We start from the raw sequence: 18,116 nt of genomic DNA on the forward strand, positions 1-18,116 counted from the left end.
TCCAAGTGGGCAACTCCTTAACAGCGTTGTTCGTAGTAGTCGACTTGCTGACCGAAAGATCAATCGACCAGAACAGTATAAACGGAATGCGAGAATCCATCACCCTGCTTTTGAATGAACCCCAGCTTCTGGCGGCGATTCGCCAATTTAACGAATTTTTGGGGATTAATAGCCACCAAGCGAATCCGCCAAGTTGACCAAGCAGTCAATCCTCGACGTTACATTTCCGCTTAAATACGCCACTGGAGAGCCCAAGTTCAGCGAATTTCCGCACTTCTCAGAACCTCACCGACGGCATTCAAGGCCGAAAGGGCATACACCAAAGGATACATTTGTTCGAAATACCACAATTTTGCAAAGTAAAACCCGATCGGCTGTGGATATTCGTGCCAGCTATTCACCACGGCGTCGTTCAACCAAGCAATTCCCCTCAGAAAGCTTTCGTCGCTCGCATTCGACAATCGAGCTATTGCTTCGAGTGCTTGGCTTGTTTCTTCAACTGTCGAAGTGATTGCGGCCGGGCTGTTTGTCTTATTTCGATCGACTTCCATTTTCGGTGAATAGGAGATTGATGCCCCTCCCCCCCAGCCCCCGTCGGGATTCTGCGACTTTTTAAGAAACTCGAGGCCTCGAATCGCCTCTTCGTCGCCTTTCCAACCGCAATCAGCCATCGCGACCAGTACTCTCGCCGTGCCGTAAATCGGATTCTCTTCGTTCGGATCGTCCTGATTGCCAAACCACAGTGGAAGCCAACTTCCATTTTTTGCCTGCCGCTGGCGCAAATAACTGCGGCCTCGTTCGATCGCTTTTTTTATTTTGGTTAGCGATTTTGCAGCTAGCTCTGAGGTGCCAGGCCAGTCAACTGCCGCAATCGCCAGATCGTCCGACCATAAGTGCAGCGCTCGTATTGCATGAGCGGTTAAGTCACTGCCGCTGCGATCAAAAGGTAACGTGCCCCAACCACGGCAGAATGTGGGCCACCCTCCGTCGCGATTCTGCAGCCCCAGCAACCAAGGGATAGCACGGCCAACTACTTGTGCTATCTCCTCTCCAACTGTATCATAGGGTGGATTCGATTTGATCCAGTAATAAAGTGTGATCAAAGCTGCGGGGGTATCATCAGCATCTGGAACCGCTCCACTCAGATCAGTCCATCCCCAACCGCCAGGTGATGCGCCGGTGAAAGGATGACGTTTCTGGTGCTGGCATGAGCACAACCAACGAATGGTGTCGAGATCAACAACTGAGCTATCGTCACTTCGCAGAATTGCGGTTGCCGCGAGCGAAGTAACCCATGTTGACAAATCGCTATCGATTGGCCAGCTTCCATCGTTGCGAACTGTCGATTCAAGAAACTTAATCGCATCTGCCGCAATGGCTGAATCACGCAGGCCTTTTGCAGCCAAGCTCATCAGCACAAAACTTGTAAGGGGGATCGCTTCAAGATATCCACCGCTGGCTGGTTGCATGCGGCGCAACACGTTAAGCGAAGGTTTTACTGCCAATTTGCGTAACGGCCAACGAAGCGGATTACGCAGCGGCGCAAAATGCTCGCGGACTTGGCCAATCGCCACGAGAGCTGGGATGGCGTAGCTTACAACTGGCAACTGGATAAAACGATACCAGGCTTGTGGCAGCGCAGCGGCTTCAAATGGTAAAGCCGGAACGTCTCTCCACTCGACCAAGCCCGCTAAAGCGCAGTTCGTTAATATTGGTACAGCAAAAGTTTTGTCTTTGCCATAGCGTTTGGTAAGAGCCTCCCATCGACCTAGCGAATCAACGTATGCCCATGCTTTTTGAAGCACTTCTACGAAATCTTTATCACGTCGAGCCAAATGAATTGCGGAAATCGCAAGCAGTGAAGTTGCCACATTGGATAGCGAACGATCTGTGTCGCCCCAACCGCCGTCGGCGTTCTGGGTGTCAATCAGGTACCTGATCCCACGATTGATTAGATTGTCATGTGACGATTGCGAATGTTGTTGCAGCGTTGGTAATTCAGATGCTGGAGCCCGAAACGTCAATGGCCCGTCGCGCACAATCGCTAGTGCACTTACGGCCGTCGCAGTGGACAACGCAGAACTTGCGAGCTCACCGCGCCAATGCGACTTCCCGGCTTTGAGCTCAGCGAGTCGACCTTGCACAATCGCTGTTGACCGCGCTATCTGCTCCTGCGCAGATTCTCGTTCGTTGAGAAAGATGTTTTGGCTGGAGTTAGAATGAGACGTCATAGTTTTCTTCGTCAGTCGCTTCGCTGCCCTCTGGTGGCCGCTGTGCGAGGGGAGCCCAAGACTCGCCGGACCAATGTAAGATCCGCTCCGTTATAACGTTGTCGGCGTTGATCGCATACTCAAAACGAATCGCATGATCACGCGCAGTAACCCAAACATCACGCCCTGCACTGCCGGAAAACGCTTTGAGCACTTTAGTTCGCGCGGACCTTGCGCCGCCGCTAATGACAACATGGTCTGGTTTTGCCCAACCAAGCAACTGGCTGGGATCATCTGTCAGCGATCCGTGATGCGGAGCCATGAGAACATCAACTTTGGTAGGGGGTAGTCGTAGCAATTTCTGGATACCTTGGCCTTCCAGATCGCCAGGGAGAAGAAATTTCATTCCTCTAAACTCGATCAGCAAGCTTAAGGAGTCAGCGTTGTCACTGCCGGAGTGCGTGGGATCGGGATGCAAAATTGTTCCGATCAAATCGCCACTTTGCAGCGTTTGCCCCACGCCAACCGTATGAATCGGAATTTCTCGGCGACGAAGCGAGTCGAAAATTGGCAGTAGGGCTTGATCGGTAGAATCGAGCATCTGCTGGGTTGTGACAACTTCCCCTATTGCGAATCGCCTTGCCAGCGCCGGCACCGCGTTGAAGTGGTCTGCATCGGCATGAGACAGTATTAATTTGTCGATCTTTGGTATCTGCAGATACCAAAGCGAATTCGCGATCGGATAGAACGCTCGGTGCGGATCTCCCAATTGTCCCGCATCATACAACCAGCATTTGTGATCGGGTGTCTGAATGACAATGCTCGTACCGTGCCCGACGTCTATAAAAGTTACCGCGAACGCAAAATCGTTTTTTACCAGCTCGGGCGAAAAAACCCTCAGTACCACTTTATTGTTTGGAAAAATCTGAGCCCACGGAACCAGACCCACTACGATCCACAACAACAACACTCCGAATATTCTGCGCCGCACAAGATGACTGAACCCGAAGATCAATAGCGAGAGAATCAATAGGACATAGAACCCGACAACCCACCAAAAAGGCGGTGATACAGTCCACCAGTGACTTCCGGGAATCTCTCGCGCAACGCCGACAGCTAGTCGAGTGAATCCTAGTGCAAATCCGCAAACGACACCCAGGAAGTATCCGACATACGGTACCCACGAACCGATCACTACAATGGCAAGCCCGCTAATTAGGCCTATCCACAGCGGTATCAGCAAAACGAGGTTCATTATGATGGCGGCTGGCGCAACGATGTGAAACATGAATACAACAATCGGAGTTGTCACCAACCAAACCCAGCTGCTTACGGCGACGATGTTATAGGCTTTGAATCGAAGCGTTCGCGAGAATCGATCGAACAGCGAATCGTTGGATTGAAGCATCTGATCCAGCGGACTGAGCGTTGCCGCCGTGGTTGTCGCCACACAGATTAACATCGCGACTGCTAGAAAAGAAAGTTGCGTTCCGGTGTCCCACAGATGATCGGTTCGGTACATCAGAAGGATCAGTGCTGCAAATGAAAGTAAATTCATGGATGCGATTACGACTCCCAAGTATCTTGCAATCGCGATCGCGACGACTAAGAAGGTAGCACGCAACACTGGGGGTTTTGCTCCGCAGATCATGGCATATACAACTACGGTGGAAGCGACGATAATCAGAGTTGTTCTCAGGCCTAGCCGCATAGCCAGGCACAAAGCCGCAATACTGACCGCCACCATTTCGACGTGAAGCCCTGAGATAGCGAGCATGTGAACGGTACCTGTTTCCAAAAGGGACTCCTGCAGTTCCCATTCGATCTGATCTCGCTGCCCCAACACGAGAGCTGACGCGAGCGGCGCTTGACCAAACCAAACGTATCGCTCCAGTGCCTTGTCGCCTGCCATTGCCAATCGGCTAATCATGCGATCAATGCGCCACCAGTGCGGCATCTCTCGCCGTTGCAGTTGAGTGACGCTTTTGACGGCTCCTTGTGCAAAGATCTCCTGTTGCCGCAGACGTTTGGCAATATTCAACGCACCAGGATTTGATGGCGGCGGGATTTTTCGCCAGCTGAGATAACAATCGACAACGTCTCCCGGAGCCATGTCGCGATGTCGGCCGGGAACGCTCACTCGAATCCTTCCCTGAGATTTGATTTCTTTCTGCCCTAGCTCAGTACTCTCGACCATCGCATTGTAATAGATGTCGATCGAAGTGATCCAACTGATTTCGTCTTCAGCAGCTTTCTTGTCTTGAGTCGCGAAAGAAGATGCGTCGGGGCGGAAGCGAGGAATACTATCGACAACTCCGCGCAGATGGATCGGTTGCCAGTTCTCCGGAGCAGGAGACAACGCGAGTTCGCGGTCGACGCGTTCCATTTTCTTGACGTGCATCCAACCGCCTGCAAGCACGATTAGGGCCGTAAGCGACCATGTGTTGATTAAAACGTAATGCTTGCCGCGTCGAAAATGATTGGCAACGTAGATCGAGATTGCCAGAATAATGAGTGCGAAGTACGGTAGTTTTTTGGCAAAATGCTCGCCAATCAAGATGCCGATGGCTAAAAAAACCAGCCCGACAGTCAAGGGATTGTTGGCAAAGGCGAAGAGCAATCGATTCGAGACCGATTTGGTTCCAAACCTCAACTTCCCTTGCGCCAGTTCCATGCGTTCGACCAATGCGGATTCGGAAAACAGACCTGCCTTGGAACGCGGCACCGAGCGTCACCCTGCCAAGGCAGTGGTCGATTGTATACTGTAAAAACGCCTGGGCGTAGTATGATGTTGGGTAACGTTTGCTTTCCGATTGCTCGAATCAACTGCTTGTTTTGCCGATTCCGAGCGGTATTTTGCAACATTCGGCCCCGCCAAGCTCACAGTTTCCCCTTGCGAAAAGGGGCAATTTGTTGGATACTGAGCCCCCCTTCGGGCAAAAACGGTGAAAAACACTGTGTTTTTGCTTTGCCGGGAACAAAATCTGTCCCAACCGTCCCTGACATGTAGTCTCGGAATTTCAGTAATTGCCGGAATGTATAGCAGCCCAACAGGCGCCATTCGGCTTTTAACGATCGGATTGGAGCGGCCAGCAGTACATCGTCCACCGCTGGCCTGGTTGTTCACGACGCAGTTTATCTGTCTCCGTGTTCACCGCAAACTTAGTCGGCTGCGAGGACGCGTGGCAGGAAGGTCTTAGTAAGAAATGGCTCGATATACTGGTCCGAAGACGCGTATCAACCGTCGATTTGGAAGTCTATTGTTCGAAAATGGCGGTGTTGTTCGTGCTTACGAACGTCGAAAAGACAGCACGCCTGGTATGCATCCTAAGCCCCGTCGTACCAGCAACTATGGTACTGCGTTGGCTGAAAAGCAAAAAATCAAGTACTACTACGGCCTCGGCGAACGCCAATTGCGACGCTATTACGCTGAAGCGGTTCGACGTCCGGGCAACACCGGTGAATTGATGCTGTTGATCTGCGAACGCCGACTCGACAATATTATGCGCCGCGCTGGCTTGACCAAGACTCGTCCACAAGCGCGTCAAGGGATCACCCACGGCCACGTCACAGTCAACGGAATCAAAGTTTCTTCCCCAAGCTATCTGGTTCGACCGGGCGATGTAATCGAGCTTCGCGGCAAGGAATCTGTTCGCAACCTTTATCGCGGAATCATCGCAAACAACTCCCCAGTTCCAATTGACTGGTTAGCATTTGACAGCGAAGGATTGAAGGTAACGGTTCAAGGCGCACCTGGTCCGACCGATATTTCGTTGCCAGTGAACGTTAACATCGTCGTCGAATTCTTGTCTCGATAAGATTCGGTCACTCCATTTTTCTTCTGATTTGTTCACCGTTGGTCGCGAGCAGAGACGCCAAGCGTTTCGTTTAGCTCGCGGTCAACTCGATGGGATAAGAACATGCACGCTCCGCTAGTGGTCTTGGGCGGTGGCCCAGGTGGATATGCCGCAGCATTCCTCGCAGCTGACGAGGGAATGCAAGTCACTCTTATTGAAGCCGAGGGGCGGCTCGGTGGCACCTGTTTGCTGCGCGGTTGTATCCCTTCCAAGGCTTTGCTACATGTTGCCAAAGTTATTCATGAAGCTCAGGAACTGACAGAAGACTGGGGAGTCGCTTTCGACAAACCGAGAATCAGCGTCGACGCGGTTCGAGAACGAAAAGACAAAGTTATCAGCACGCTCAGCGGCGGACTGGCTCAACTGGCCAAGCGTCGCAATGTAACCGTCATTAAGGCGAAAGCTCGATTCGAATCAAGCACATCGTTGATTCTCGAAGGGGATGACGAGTCTGTCCCTCAAGATAAGCGACTGACTTTTGATAAATGCGTGATCGCAACCGGAAGCATCCCCGCGATGCCGCCGTCGTTCCAAATTAATTCTGATCGAGTGATGGATTCCACCGGCGCATTGCTGTTGCGAGATATTCCAAAGCGATTGCTTGTCATTGGTGGCGGCTATATCGGCTTGGAGATGGGCAGCGTCTACGCATCGCTCGGCTCTGAAGTAACAGTCGTCGAGTGGACCGCTGGTTTGTTGCCTGGAGCTGACCGTGATTTGGTTAAGCCGCTGCAGAAACGACTTGAAAAGCTGTTCGACAAGCGAATCTATACCAACACAAAAGTCGGGTCGGTCGCCGAAGTCGACAACCAAGTCGAAGTTACATTCGAAGGCCCTGGGAAATATGGGCATGAACGCTTTGATCGAGTGCTAGTCAGTGTTGGGCGTCGGCCAAGAACGTTCGATATAGGTCTTGAAAACACGAGCGTCCAAGTCGACCAGCGCGGGTTTATTGTTTGTAATAAGCAGCAGCAAACGACCGATCCAAACATCCTTGCCATAGGCGATGTAGCGGGCGATCCCATGTTGGCTCATAAGGCAACGCACGAAGGCCGCATTGCGATTGAAGCACTGCTGGGCCATAACGTCGAATTTGACAAGATTGCCATCCCCGCGGTTGTCTTCACCGACCCTGAAATTGCGTGGGCCGGATTGACGGAAGAACAGGCGACGCGTGAAGGTCGCAAGGTTAACGTCGAAACCTATCCTTGGGCAGCGAGCGGTCGGGCGCAAGCAATTAATCGCACCGAAGGCTTCACGAAATGGCTGATCGATCCGGAAACGGAACGCGTTGTCGGCTGCGGAATCGTTGGCTCCGGCGCAGGCGAACTCATCTCCGAAGCAGTTCTCGCGATCGAGATGGGCTGCAACGTGCGGGATATCACCGAGTCGGTGCATCCTCACCCAACGCTCAGTGAAACACTGATGAATGCCGGCGAAGTCTTCTTCGGAACGGCGACCGAAATTTACAAACCGAAGAAGTCGCCAAAGTAACCGTTCACTGTTGAAGGTTACGCTATGCAAGCTGGCAACGGTTCTCAGGTGATCTTTCGGAAGGTTACCTAGACTCGGTGGCTGATTCGAGTTCGGCTATTTCTTCTGCCGATTTCAAACGCCGTGTAAAGTTAAACGAATCGGCGAGTTGGATATCAGCCGCGTCAAAAGCTTCGACATTGGCTGCGTTCAATGTGTACACCACCGACACGTGCCGACCTTCATCGTTGCTGATCAACAGGTTGATCCATTGGACATCGACGCCTTCGATTTTGCCACCGACGATGACACGCATCATTCGCAGTTTGGTATCGGTCAGACGTTCGCTCTCTTCCAGATAGCTGCCGAAGGAGCTGCCCAAGGTTCGCTTGATTTCCGACTTAAAGCCATCGATGGTAAGCTGGCGTCCTGGTTCCATGTCGGCCAAATTTACGATGTTGCATTGTGCAAGCGATCGATTTGTCTTCACTAGCCGCATGATCGAATCAATACCGTTGTCTTTATAGAGCACCCAGTTTTGATTCGCCAGGAAGCTATATCCGCCATCGGTCGACTCAAAGGCTTGTAGCAGATTGCGTCGGTTCTTGTCGAGCACTGCAGTGTACGCGGCGAGCGGCTTTAGCTGTTCGGATTTGTCGATTTGCTCGCGGATAAGCCGGAGTCGAGCTGTCACGTTGAAGCCAGGCTCAGCGTATCCAACTTCGCGTTCTTCTTGGATACTAACCGCTAGATAGCTGACCAAGCCTGACGCGCGATTGACGCGTGCTTTGCCAGTCAATTCAATGGTGGTGGGCACCGACTGAACGGCGGCGGAAATCTTCCCACTAATTTCCAGTTGTTGCTCCTTGTCGTCTTGATCGATAACGACAACCGTCAATTCGCCACCGTTAACCGCATCCAAATTCAGCAACTGTGCTGACTGGATTTTAGAGAGGGGGTGTTTTTCGCCGATGGCTACTTTCTTTGGAGGCACGATGTTATCAAGGTACATCGAAACGATTGGACTTTCCGAGAGCTGACGCTCCGTTTCAGTCAATGGTTGGTCAATACCAGCGGTACTCGTGGCGGATTGCCCTGGATCTGTCCATCGGAGGATGACTTTCGATTGCTCGCGAAGCGTCAAGTCGGTTGCATGCTTTTCGACGGTGTTCTGTCCGGTCGCAACCTGGCAACTGATCACGCTAACGCGCGGCTCACTAGCCGCAGTCAACTTCTGAAAACGCTCTTCGTACTGGAGAGTTGCTTTTGATTCCAGCTCTGCCCGCCGTAATTTATCGCTGGCAGTCGAATTGCTTTTCAAACGAACTTCGCCGCGAAGCTCAAGTACCGATTTCAATCTTACCAGCACTTCATCCGCGCCGTTAATATCTTGCGGTGCGGCGCACAGGACTGTCGGTAACAGGGCATTTCCGGCAATCGCCGAGACGCTCCACAGAGCGAGTTGATTGCGAAGGAAGCGGCGACGTGATCCAGCTTGGCTAGCTGAGTTGAATTGATTTTGCATAGAGCCAATTGGGAGTACGAGCATGAGGTCGAAAGCGGTTTCGTGTCCGCATCGTCTTCATCGGCTTGATACAGGCGTAATTGGCAGATTGATCCTTAAGCACGAAAAAAGCCCCGCATCTTTCCTACTTTCCCAGCGGCAATTGTCTCGACTTGAGTCGATTGTTTCACTCATGTGCCTGGACTTTAGACATTTTGACAATTTTCATTGCAAATTTTTCAACCGCTCGCGTCGGTCGCACGACGAAACGGAAAAAGTTCCACACATTTATTGTCCGGGATGGTAACTTGGTAAGAACAGCCGGATTGCTTAAACAGCAGCTAATGGAGGAAAAAGGGATACAAGGCTTGGATTTGATGCTTTTTGTCAGCGAAATGCGATTCTCGCGGCAGGTCGTGCCGTCTCGTTTTGGCGTACGTTTTGCATTAGGTTGGTCAATATCCCCAGCGAACTTTTTTATTCGATTCGTCGTCTATATAGAAAGACATCAGCAGAAAGGTTTTTTGGGAAAGTACAGATTCGTTTGGCTCGGATGACCAAACGTGTCACATTGCTCGACGAATAACTTCTCACCAGCCCGATGACCCCGCTTCAGTTTTGTTGCGGTTAGTTTGGTGGAGACAAGCTAATCGTCGCCTGTGATGAAGTTTACTAGCCGCAGTTGATTTAAGACATCAACCGTGGTGACAAGCTATCGCAAGATGAGATAGCTTTGCCCCCATCAGCGAGGTTGGCCGTAGCGGTCGGGAGCCGCATGGATTTAAACGGTACTGCTCGCCATAGGGAGTGTTTGTGATGAATCAAGAATACCGAATTGTTGCGCTTCGTGAATTACGTGATCAGCAGGTTCGTTTCGCCCCGCGGGAAAAACGCCTAGAACAAGCGGATCGAGCTGAGAAGCTGATGGCAGAATTGGACCGCAAACGCGAGTATCCATTCGACTTTCTGTTTTACCGTATCACGGAGGTACGCCCCGACCAGTCGAGCCGTATGGTCATTCGTGGTGAAGATGCTGCGCACGACTTGCGGATGTTTGTTGAAGACATAACCGATTCGATGAACATCAGAATCGAGGAAGTAAAAGAACCCGTTCACACCGTGGAAGATCTGAGCAAGCTCTTCAAAGTTTCTACGAAGACGATCGCTCGATGGCGCGACCAAGGACTTGTCTCCCGTCGCTTCGTCTGCGAAGGACGTAAGCGAGTCGGTTTCCTCCATAGTAGCGTTGAACGATTTGTGAGCAAGAATCGCTCTCGAGTCGACCGTGGCGAACGCTTTTCGCAGATGACTGAGGACGAAAAGGCGGAGATTGTCGAACGAGCTCGCTGCATCGCAGCCGAGGGATGCTCGCTATCGGAAGTCTCCCGCCGACTCGGTCAAGAAATGAATCGTAGCACGGAAGCAATGCGGTATACGTTGAAAAACTTTGATCGCAAGAATCCAGAGATGGCAATTTTCCCCGATCAACGAGAAATACTTACTGACGACGAAGTGCGGGCAATCTACCAGCATCACCAACGTGGTGTTAGCACGATCTCAATCGCACGTCGGTACAGCCGAACGCGATCGACGATCAACCGCATCATTAACGAACAACGAGCGTTGAAGATTCTCGAGCTGCCGCTTGACTTCATTCCCAACGAAGCGTTTGAAAACGCTAAATTGGCGAAGGAAATGTTGGCCGATGCGCCGGAGAGCCCTGACGGCGGTCGAAAGATCAAACCACCGACCGGCTTGCCCCTTTACCTAGCTTCGTTATACGACGTCACGTTGTTGACAAAGGAGCAAGAACAACACTTGTTCCGCAAGATGAACTACCTCAAGAGCTTGGCATTTAAGAAGCGAAGCCAACTGGACGTAAAACGCCCCGTTGTTGCCTTGATGAATGAAATCGAAGCGATCTATCATCGCGCGGTGGAAGTAAAGAACTTCATTGTTCAGTCAAACCTTCGGTTGGTCGTATCGATTGCGAAACGTCACGCTGGCACTGGCGAAGACTTCTTCGGCTTGATCAGCGACGGCAATATTTCCCTGATCCGCGCAGTTGAGAAGTTTGATTACGCTCGAGGTAACAAGTTCAGCACGTACGCTAGTTGGGCTATCATGAAGAACTTTGCACGTTCGATTCCTGACGAATTCAAGCACCGCGACCGCTTCCGAACCAGTAGTGATGAAGCATTCACGGTACATCAAGATAGCCGCGCGGACAACGTTGCCGCTGAAATTGAATTTCAGACTCGTAAGACGCAAATTAACCGTATTTTGCATCACTTGGACCACCGTGAGCAAGAGATCATTATCCGACGCTTCGGCCTGGACCACCAGAAAGAACCTCTGACGCTCAAGGAAGTCGGAGAAGAACTTGGTGTCACCAAAGAGCGAATCCGTCAGCTTGAAGCCCGGGCTCTTAACAAACTGCGGGTTGCAGCTAACGAAGAGCATATCGAGCAACCGGACTGATTGCCTTGAAAGGCTTCATTGGAATATTAGCCACTCGAACAGTTGTATTCGGGTGGCTGCTGCTAACAAAGGTTGAACGTCAGTTGGAAGAGTTTCGCTAACTGGGCTCTACTGGCGTGAGGATGGCGTGATGTCTAATCGGATCTCTTCGTCACCTCGCTTGACTACCACACTTGTCGTTTGACCGATCCGAAGTGATTCGATCGCGTAAGTATAGTCATAGATGTTGGTGATCTTCCGTCCAGCCAATTCTATAATGACGTCGTCTCCTTTCAGGCCCGCTTTCTCCGCGGGAGCTCCTTGGCTCACGCCCGACAGTTTGACTCCGGAAATATCGCCTGCGGCATAGTCTGGAATTGTGCCAAGGTATGCGGACAGCGAAACTCGTATCTCCGAATTCTCTGGGCTGGCCTGTTGAACATAGTCGGGAACTGCTCCGCTGCTTGCAAGAGAACGAACAATCAATCCGAGCAGTTGAGACGTCTTGGCAGCACCTTCAAAATTGATCAGTTGTGGGACATCGCGCGGCGTGTGATATTCGCTGTGCTGACCAGTGAAAGCGGAAAGGATCGGTACGCCAGCCATATAGAATGTACTTGCATCTGTTGGAAGATAGCTGTCGTCCTGCAGCACGAGCGGCAGGCCTACGATGGTATTTCGCTGTTCAATTTCAGAGCGACAAATTGGAGACGAGCCGGTACCTTGCAGAACTAGTTTTTCGCGAAGTCGCCCGACCATATCCAAATTGAAGTAGGCAGCAATCTTTCGCGGTGGGAGTTCGACAGCCATGCCATGAGCGTGCGCCATAGCAATCTCATCGGCTGTCATCTCAGGAAGATCGCCTGATGCTCCTGCGTCAAGGATTTTTGGCAAATGGTCGATAAAGTACGCTGAACCAAGCAATCCAAGCTCTTCGCCACTCCAGGCCGCAAACATGATGTTTGACTTAAGCTTCAAGCGGCCGTTTGTGACTTCGTTGGTTATGTATTCGGCGATCTCCAGCATGCCTGAAATACCGGAAGCATTGTCGTCAGCGCCACGGTGTACCTGATCCTTCTCATCTTCCTTGGCTAACGAATTGTTACCAGCCTGCGACCCGAGGTGGTCGATATGAGCGCCCACAATGATAGTTGGAGCGGAGGGATCGTCGCATGCGATCCAGCCGACGGTGTTTTGTCCTCTCGATTCGATCGGCTCGACATCAATCACCGAAGATACAGCGCAATTTGCAAGTTCGAAACCCATTTGCATATCGCCGGTGTCGTACGCTTTCTGGGTTTCTTTGAGATCTTTATCATCAGCCTTAAACCATGACTCTGCAACCGCGTCAGTAATGCTGATAGCTGCAATCTGGCTGCCAGATAGTGATCCGTCGGTGGACAACGGTACAAGTTGTGACCGAGCTTCGCTGGTCGGTCCACTTACAACAATCAAGCCTTTCGCGCCACGTTCTCTCGCTACCATCGCTTTGTAACGTAGTGACGAAAATCGCGCGAGGTAACCTCGACGTTCGGTCGTAATGTCCATCGGCATTTGCCGAAAGACCAGGACCCACTTCCCTTGGACATCTAAATGTACATAAGAGTCGTACTCGTCGGTCGTAGTCAGATCTTGTCCAGCTACAGCCTCGCCCTTGGGTGCGACAATTCCATAGCCAGCGAATACTACCGGAGTTGGCTCAACCGTACCATTGACACTCAGCGCCAGCGGTCTCCAATCCTTGTTCACCTCGTAATTGTCCTGATTCCAAGCGAGTCGGTTGTCTTTACCAATTTCGATTCCTGCCACAAAAGGGAAACTCTGCGTGTAGGTCGAGATACCACCTTCGTTTTGGAAAGCGGGTTCTAAACCCAGTTGTTCCATGTATGCGGCAACGTAAGCCGACGCCGCACGCTCACCCGCGGTCCCAGTCAGACGACCACCAAGTTCTGGGCGACATAAGTAATCGATGTGACGGCCGACATCAGCCGCCGAGAATGATTTCGACGCTTCCTTGGCGGCCAACATGGCGGACGAACTCGCGTCGCTAGCAAGTTTGCCTTCGTCGCTCTTTAGAGTTGCACTTTCCTCAGGCACTTCACTCGAGTCAGAGTTGCGTTCGAGCCCCAAGGCGACTCGTGCTGCGGCGTCATTCCAATCTGCTGTAAATAGCTGAGAGGTTTCGGTTACGGTGCGGGTTGATGACCAGGTGAGCTTATCCCCACTGGGCGAAAATACGGGTAAGCCATCGAAACCGTCGGTATAGGTCACTCTCACAGGTTCATGTTTTCCTGCGGCATCAACCATGTAAAGTTCGAAATTCGCAAAGCCGTTCAGATTTGTTGTGAATATGAGGTAGTCACCACTCGGATGGTAAAACGGAGCCCAGCTCATCGCGTTCAAACTCGTTAAACGTTGCACGTCTGAACCGTCGATCTTCATTGTGAAGATTTCGGCAATAGCTCCATTCTTATTGAACTGACGCCAGCATATTCGCTGTCCGTTTGGTGAAAAGAATGGTCCTCCATCATAACCAACCTCCGATGTAAGCCTTTGCACATTGGAGCCATCGATATCCATAATGTAAATGTCCATCGCCGAAGCCGGATCGATCTTGAAGAGTTCGGTTTCTTCATTGGAAAGCTCTGAGTTGTAAGCACGGCGATTCGATGCAAATACGATTTTTTTACCATCAGGCGAAATGGCACATTCCGCGTCGTACCCTGGAACGTTCGTCAATCTCTTGTAGGTGCTTTCTTTTGAATCCCACAGCACCAGTTCATACTCTGGGTCATAATCCCATGAGTACCTGCGTTCCAAACCGCTTGCACGAAATTCAAGTTCTGCTTGTTGTTTGGCCTTGGCTTCTTCGTCGAATTGGGTCGAAGCATAGAGCACTTGAGTGCCATTTGGATGGACCCACGCGCAGGTCGTCTTTCCGAAACCAGGTGATACACGCGTGATATCTCCTGTCTCCAAGTCTTGCAAATAGATTTGGTAGAACGGATTATCAGCTTGTCTTTCGCTCTGGAAAACGAGCAATTTTCCGTCGGCACTGTAATAGCCTTCGCCACTACGCTTTCCGTCAAACATCAACTGCCGGACATTCTTGAGATATGTCGCCTCGGTGCGTTCGGCTTTTTCTTGCGCGAAAATGCAGGAGTTGAATCCCGCAATGGAAAAGACGATGGTGAAAAAATGAGTGCCGATCAACGAATAACGCTTGAGTGCAGCAAGCACGGCTATGTTCCTTTTAGAAATGCTTAGAGTACAGTAAGACCATAATTTCGACGGTTTATCCAATCGCCAACTTGTGGCAAAAGTCCGTACGCGTGGGCGAGTAGAGCGATAGGCGGGATGGTAGGTTGCTCGACGGCCTGTTCCATTTGCAGTTTACAGGTGGAGCATTCGGTTGAGCCAATTTGTACAGGGGAGCTTTGCATTTTACCAATCAGTGGCCAACCAATACGTAAGCTTGTTCGGAAATTCTCGCGTTTGAGGCCGTAAGTTCCGGCCATTCCGCTGCATCCCGCCGCTGCCTCAAAAACTTGAAGTGCTGGTATAAGTTTGAGTAACTGCAGGCCGGGTTGTTCTGGGTCGATAGCTCGCATGTGGCAGGGGAGATGATACATAACACTTATTGGGAGTGGAGCAAGACCGAGGTCGAGTTCGTTCGAGCAGTGCATGTCCCACAGGTAGCGACCGATCTCGGTTGTGTTCTTCGCAACTAGTTGAGCCTCTTCGCTATCGAACAAGAAAGGGTATTCACGCGTCAAGCAGAGTACCGTGGTGGGTTCGATTCCGACGATTTGGTAGCCCAAGCGAACTGCTTCCGCTAGCTGTTGAATCTGCGGTGCAATCAATTTTCGAGCACGCTCGACGTCGCCCATTGCAATCTTAGCCATGTACGAATTCATAGCCGTGGGTGGGACATAAACTTCGGTGCGATTGCGCTGTAAAATCTCGACTGCGGCGATGCCCAAAATTGGATTGTGCAAGTTTACATACTGGTCAGCAAAGAGGAGCACCTTACGGCCGCTGCTGCGGGTTGGGCGAGTGATGCGGCGTCGCGAAGCCCAGCGCTGAAAAGTCTGACTGCTGACGGCAGGAAGCTTTCGGCTGGCTGCAATGCCGGTGAATTTCTCGAAGAACCAGCGGCACCAGCGGTTCTCAAGCGCCCAGTTCGCTAGTCGTGGAAATCGGTTCCCCCAGCCAGCTATGATATCAAGCCTCGAGAGTATCTGATCCGTGTAACTTAGCCCATTTGCGGCAACGTATTGTGCTTTAACTTCCGTCATCAGCCTAGGGATATCAACGCTCGCTGGGCAGTCGATTCGACACTGATGGCAATGGAAACATAGATCGGCGATCTCCTTCATTGTCTCCGAAGCAATTGCTTGCTTGGGTAGTTCATTGGCAAGCCAAGCCCTGGTGATGTTTGCCTTGGCACGAGGACTCGCCTCCTCTCCCAAGTGCAGTCGGAAGACAGGGCACATTCGCTCATTGTCAGCGGTCGTCCGGCATCGGCCACAACCATTACATGCACCTGCCACCTGGGCAATTTCGTCTACACCTTTCCAGTCGAGAACGGGTAAGATTTTCTCCCTCGGGGAAGGTATCTGATCGCTCGAGTCGTTGGTTAGCGTGGCGGCGTTACTTCCTGAATTGCTTTGTGCAACGAGCATTTCTCCTTTGAGCGGGCGACCATTTTTGTCAGCTTGGATTTCCTTCTGACGCCGCGGTCGCTTCAGTCTGCCCTCCGCTGCGTCTATGCGTCTCTTATGGCTGTCTTTTTCGGTGGGTTCCGATTCCAGGCGAGGCATACTTCGGAGATTGTCGGTCAATCGCTGCGGGGCGTCAGTTACCAGTTTCCCAGGATTGAATAGATTGGCAGGATCAAACAGTTCCTTAATGCGACGATGAATCGGATACCGGTCGCCTAGTTGTTGCCGAGATATCCACGACCGCGAGAGTCCAAACGAGGTCTCGCCAGACACCACGCCTCGCATCTGAAGCACTGTATCGTACACCTCTTGTGCAACGTCTTGAAATAACTGTCGTTGATTCGCGTCGGACAGATCGATGAAAGGTCGAATATGCAAGTGCCCTTGGGCGGCATGCGAGAAAACAGTCGCCGTAATTCGGTGGGCTTTAAATATATTCTGCGCCGCGAGCAGAAAGTCTGCGAGGCGATCGACTGGCACACTGATGTCCTCGATTCCCGCGACGGGGCGGTCAGCACCTTTGACACGATAGAGCCGTTGAATGACACGCCGACATAAACGCCACAGAAAATCTCGCTCGACAGGGTCGCTGGTGATTCGTGATGCCACCATCGCAGGAAATTTGCGCTGCATACGTGCCACGATCGCACTCAGCTTGTTTCGCATTTCAGTCGCATCGTCGCCTTGACACTCGATCAACAGCATCGCTTCGCTGCCACGTCGCAGATAGCGGTCATACCGTGAGTCGGTTTCGCGTGCGAGTTCGATCAGACGCCTATCTAGCAAGTCGCACGCGGCGATCGTCTTCATGGCTGCGATTTCGACGGCGCACTTTGCGGCTGATTCCATTCGATCAAAGAACATCAGCACAACACCACGATACGCCGGGATCTGCTCAACTCGCAACGTCGCTTCAGTTACAATTGACAGCGTACCTTCTGCGCCGCTCTGCAGGCGAGCGAGGTCGACCCAGTTCTCATTGATGCACTTGGCGAGGCGAAATCCGCAACCGCGCAGCGATGGATCCCAAGGCGTCTTTTGAAGGACTGGACGGCTAGCGTAGAGAAGTGCACCGATCTCTTCGGTAATAGCTTGCAATGCCCCCATCGGTCGATCGACGCCTTGCCACGCGCGCCGCGATAACGTTGTGTATTCACCAGATGCGAGGACTGCTTCGCATGATATAACACTATCGCCAGCCGAACCGTAACGCGGAAAGTGACTCCCCTGCGCATCAACTGCGATGACACTGCCCATGGTTGTTACGGCGCGTGCTGCTGGATCTGGTCCGAACAACAGGCCTTTTTTGGCAAGCGTACGATTTAGTTCCGCTAGCACGACTCCAGGCTGTACACGAATCGTCTTCGCCTCCGCGTTCACCTCCAAGACTCGACGCATGTATCGCGAGAAATCTAGGACCAAGCCCTGGCCTAAGGACTGTCCAGCGAGTCCGGAGCCCGCCCCACGCGGAAAGATCGCCAGTTGGTTCTCTGCCGCGTAACGTACGCAGCGTTCCACATCTGCGGCATGTCGCGGGCGCACGACGCCCAATGGTTTGACTTCGTAGATACTTGCATCCGAAGAGTAGAGCTGACGATGGTAATCATCGCACAACACATCTCCGTCGATCTGTCCTTTTAAGTCTGCTTGTATTCTCGATTGTTCGGCGTCCATAGGCCTCTATCATGATCGCCGAACTGCGTTTCGGTCTAGAACGAATTGCTCTGGGACAACCCAATTGGCAATAAAACCATGCCGGAAAGGTGCTCGCACCATGCGTTCTGCGGGAAAACGTGCTTGTGCGGCTTGCGGCACTATTGCACTTTATAATTTAGCTTGACTGCCCAACTTCGAATACGGTGGCAAGCACACAGAAGTTTGCAGGATT

General features: G+C 51.8%; 8 protein-coding genes. 3 read left to right on the plus strand and 5 right to left on the minus strand.

Features of this window, described 5'->3' with window-relative positions:
• Positions 1–257 precede the first annotated feature (257 nt).
• Positions 258–2,231 (minus strand): prenyltransferase/squalene oxidase repeat-containing protein, encoded by a 1,974-nt coding sequence (locus tag SH451x_RS03990; protein WP_479361123.1) that lies wholly within the window; start codon positions 2,229–2,231, stop codon positions 258–260.
• Entirely contained in the window at positions 2,215–4,935 is a 2,721-nt protein-coding gene (locus tag SH451x_RS03995) for a ComEC/Rec2 family competence protein (protein WP_479361124.1), read from the minus strand. The genes SH451x_RS03990 and SH451x_RS03995 overlap by 17 nt, the downstream gene beginning before the upstream one ends.
• A 481-nt stretch (positions 4,936–5,416) precedes the next feature.
• Here SH451x_RS03995 and rpsD point away from each other — a divergent pair, with 481 nt between their 5' ends.
• Together rpsD and lpdA are read left to right on the plus strand one after the other, a co-directional pair.
• Entirely contained in the window at positions 5,417–6,028 is a 612-nt protein-coding gene (gene rpsD / locus SH451x_RS04000; protein ID WP_479361125.1) for a 30S ribosomal protein S4, read from the plus strand.
• A 102-nt stretch (positions 6,029–6,130) separates the two neighbouring features.
• Positions 6,131–7,561 carry a dihydrolipoyl dehydrogenase gene (lpdA, locus tag SH451x_RS04005; RefSeq protein ID WP_479361126.1) on the plus strand — a complete coding sequence of 477 codons (1,431 nt, stop codon included), beginning with the start codon at positions 6,131–6,133 and terminating at the stop codon, positions 7,559–7,561.
• A gap of 64 nt (positions 7,562–7,625) precedes the next feature.
• On the opposite strand, the gene SH451x_RS04010 is transcribed toward lpdA, so the two are convergent.
• Complete coding sequence (locus tag SH451x_RS04010; protein ID WP_479361127.1) at positions 7,626–9,065, minus strand: hypothetical protein; 1,440 nt, start codon at positions 9,063–9,065, stop codon at positions 7,626–7,628.
• Positions 9,066–9,860: 795 nt separating this feature from the next.
• Here SH451x_RS04010 and SH451x_RS04015 point away from each other — a divergent pair.
• Positions 9,861–11,525: a sigma-70 family RNA polymerase sigma factor gene (locus SH451x_RS04015; RefSeq protein ID WP_479361128.1), complete on the plus strand. Its 1,665-nt coding sequence runs from the start codon at positions 9,861–9,863 to the stop codon at positions 11,523–11,525.
• Between the two features lie 108 nt (positions 11,526–11,633).
• Here the strand turns inward: SH451x_RS04015 and SH451x_RS04020 are convergent, their stop codons facing one another.
• Both SH451x_RS04020 and SH451x_RS04025 read right to left on the minus strand, forming a co-directional pair.
• Positions 11,634–14,744: a M28 family peptidase gene (locus SH451x_RS04020; RefSeq protein WP_479361129.1), complete on the minus strand. Its 3,111-nt coding sequence runs from the start codon at positions 14,742–14,744 to the stop codon at positions 11,634–11,636.
• A 23-nt stretch (positions 14,745–14,767) separates the two neighbouring features.
• Positions 14,768–17,902, minus strand: coding sequence for an FAD-binding and (Fe-S)-binding domain-containing protein (locus tag SH451x_RS04025; protein ID WP_479361130.1), 3,135 nt, complete (start codon positions 17,900–17,902; stop codon positions 14,768–14,770).
• Positions 17,903–18,116: the final 214 nt, after the last annotated feature.

It is taken from the genome of Njordella aestuarii (assembly GCF_056494165.1).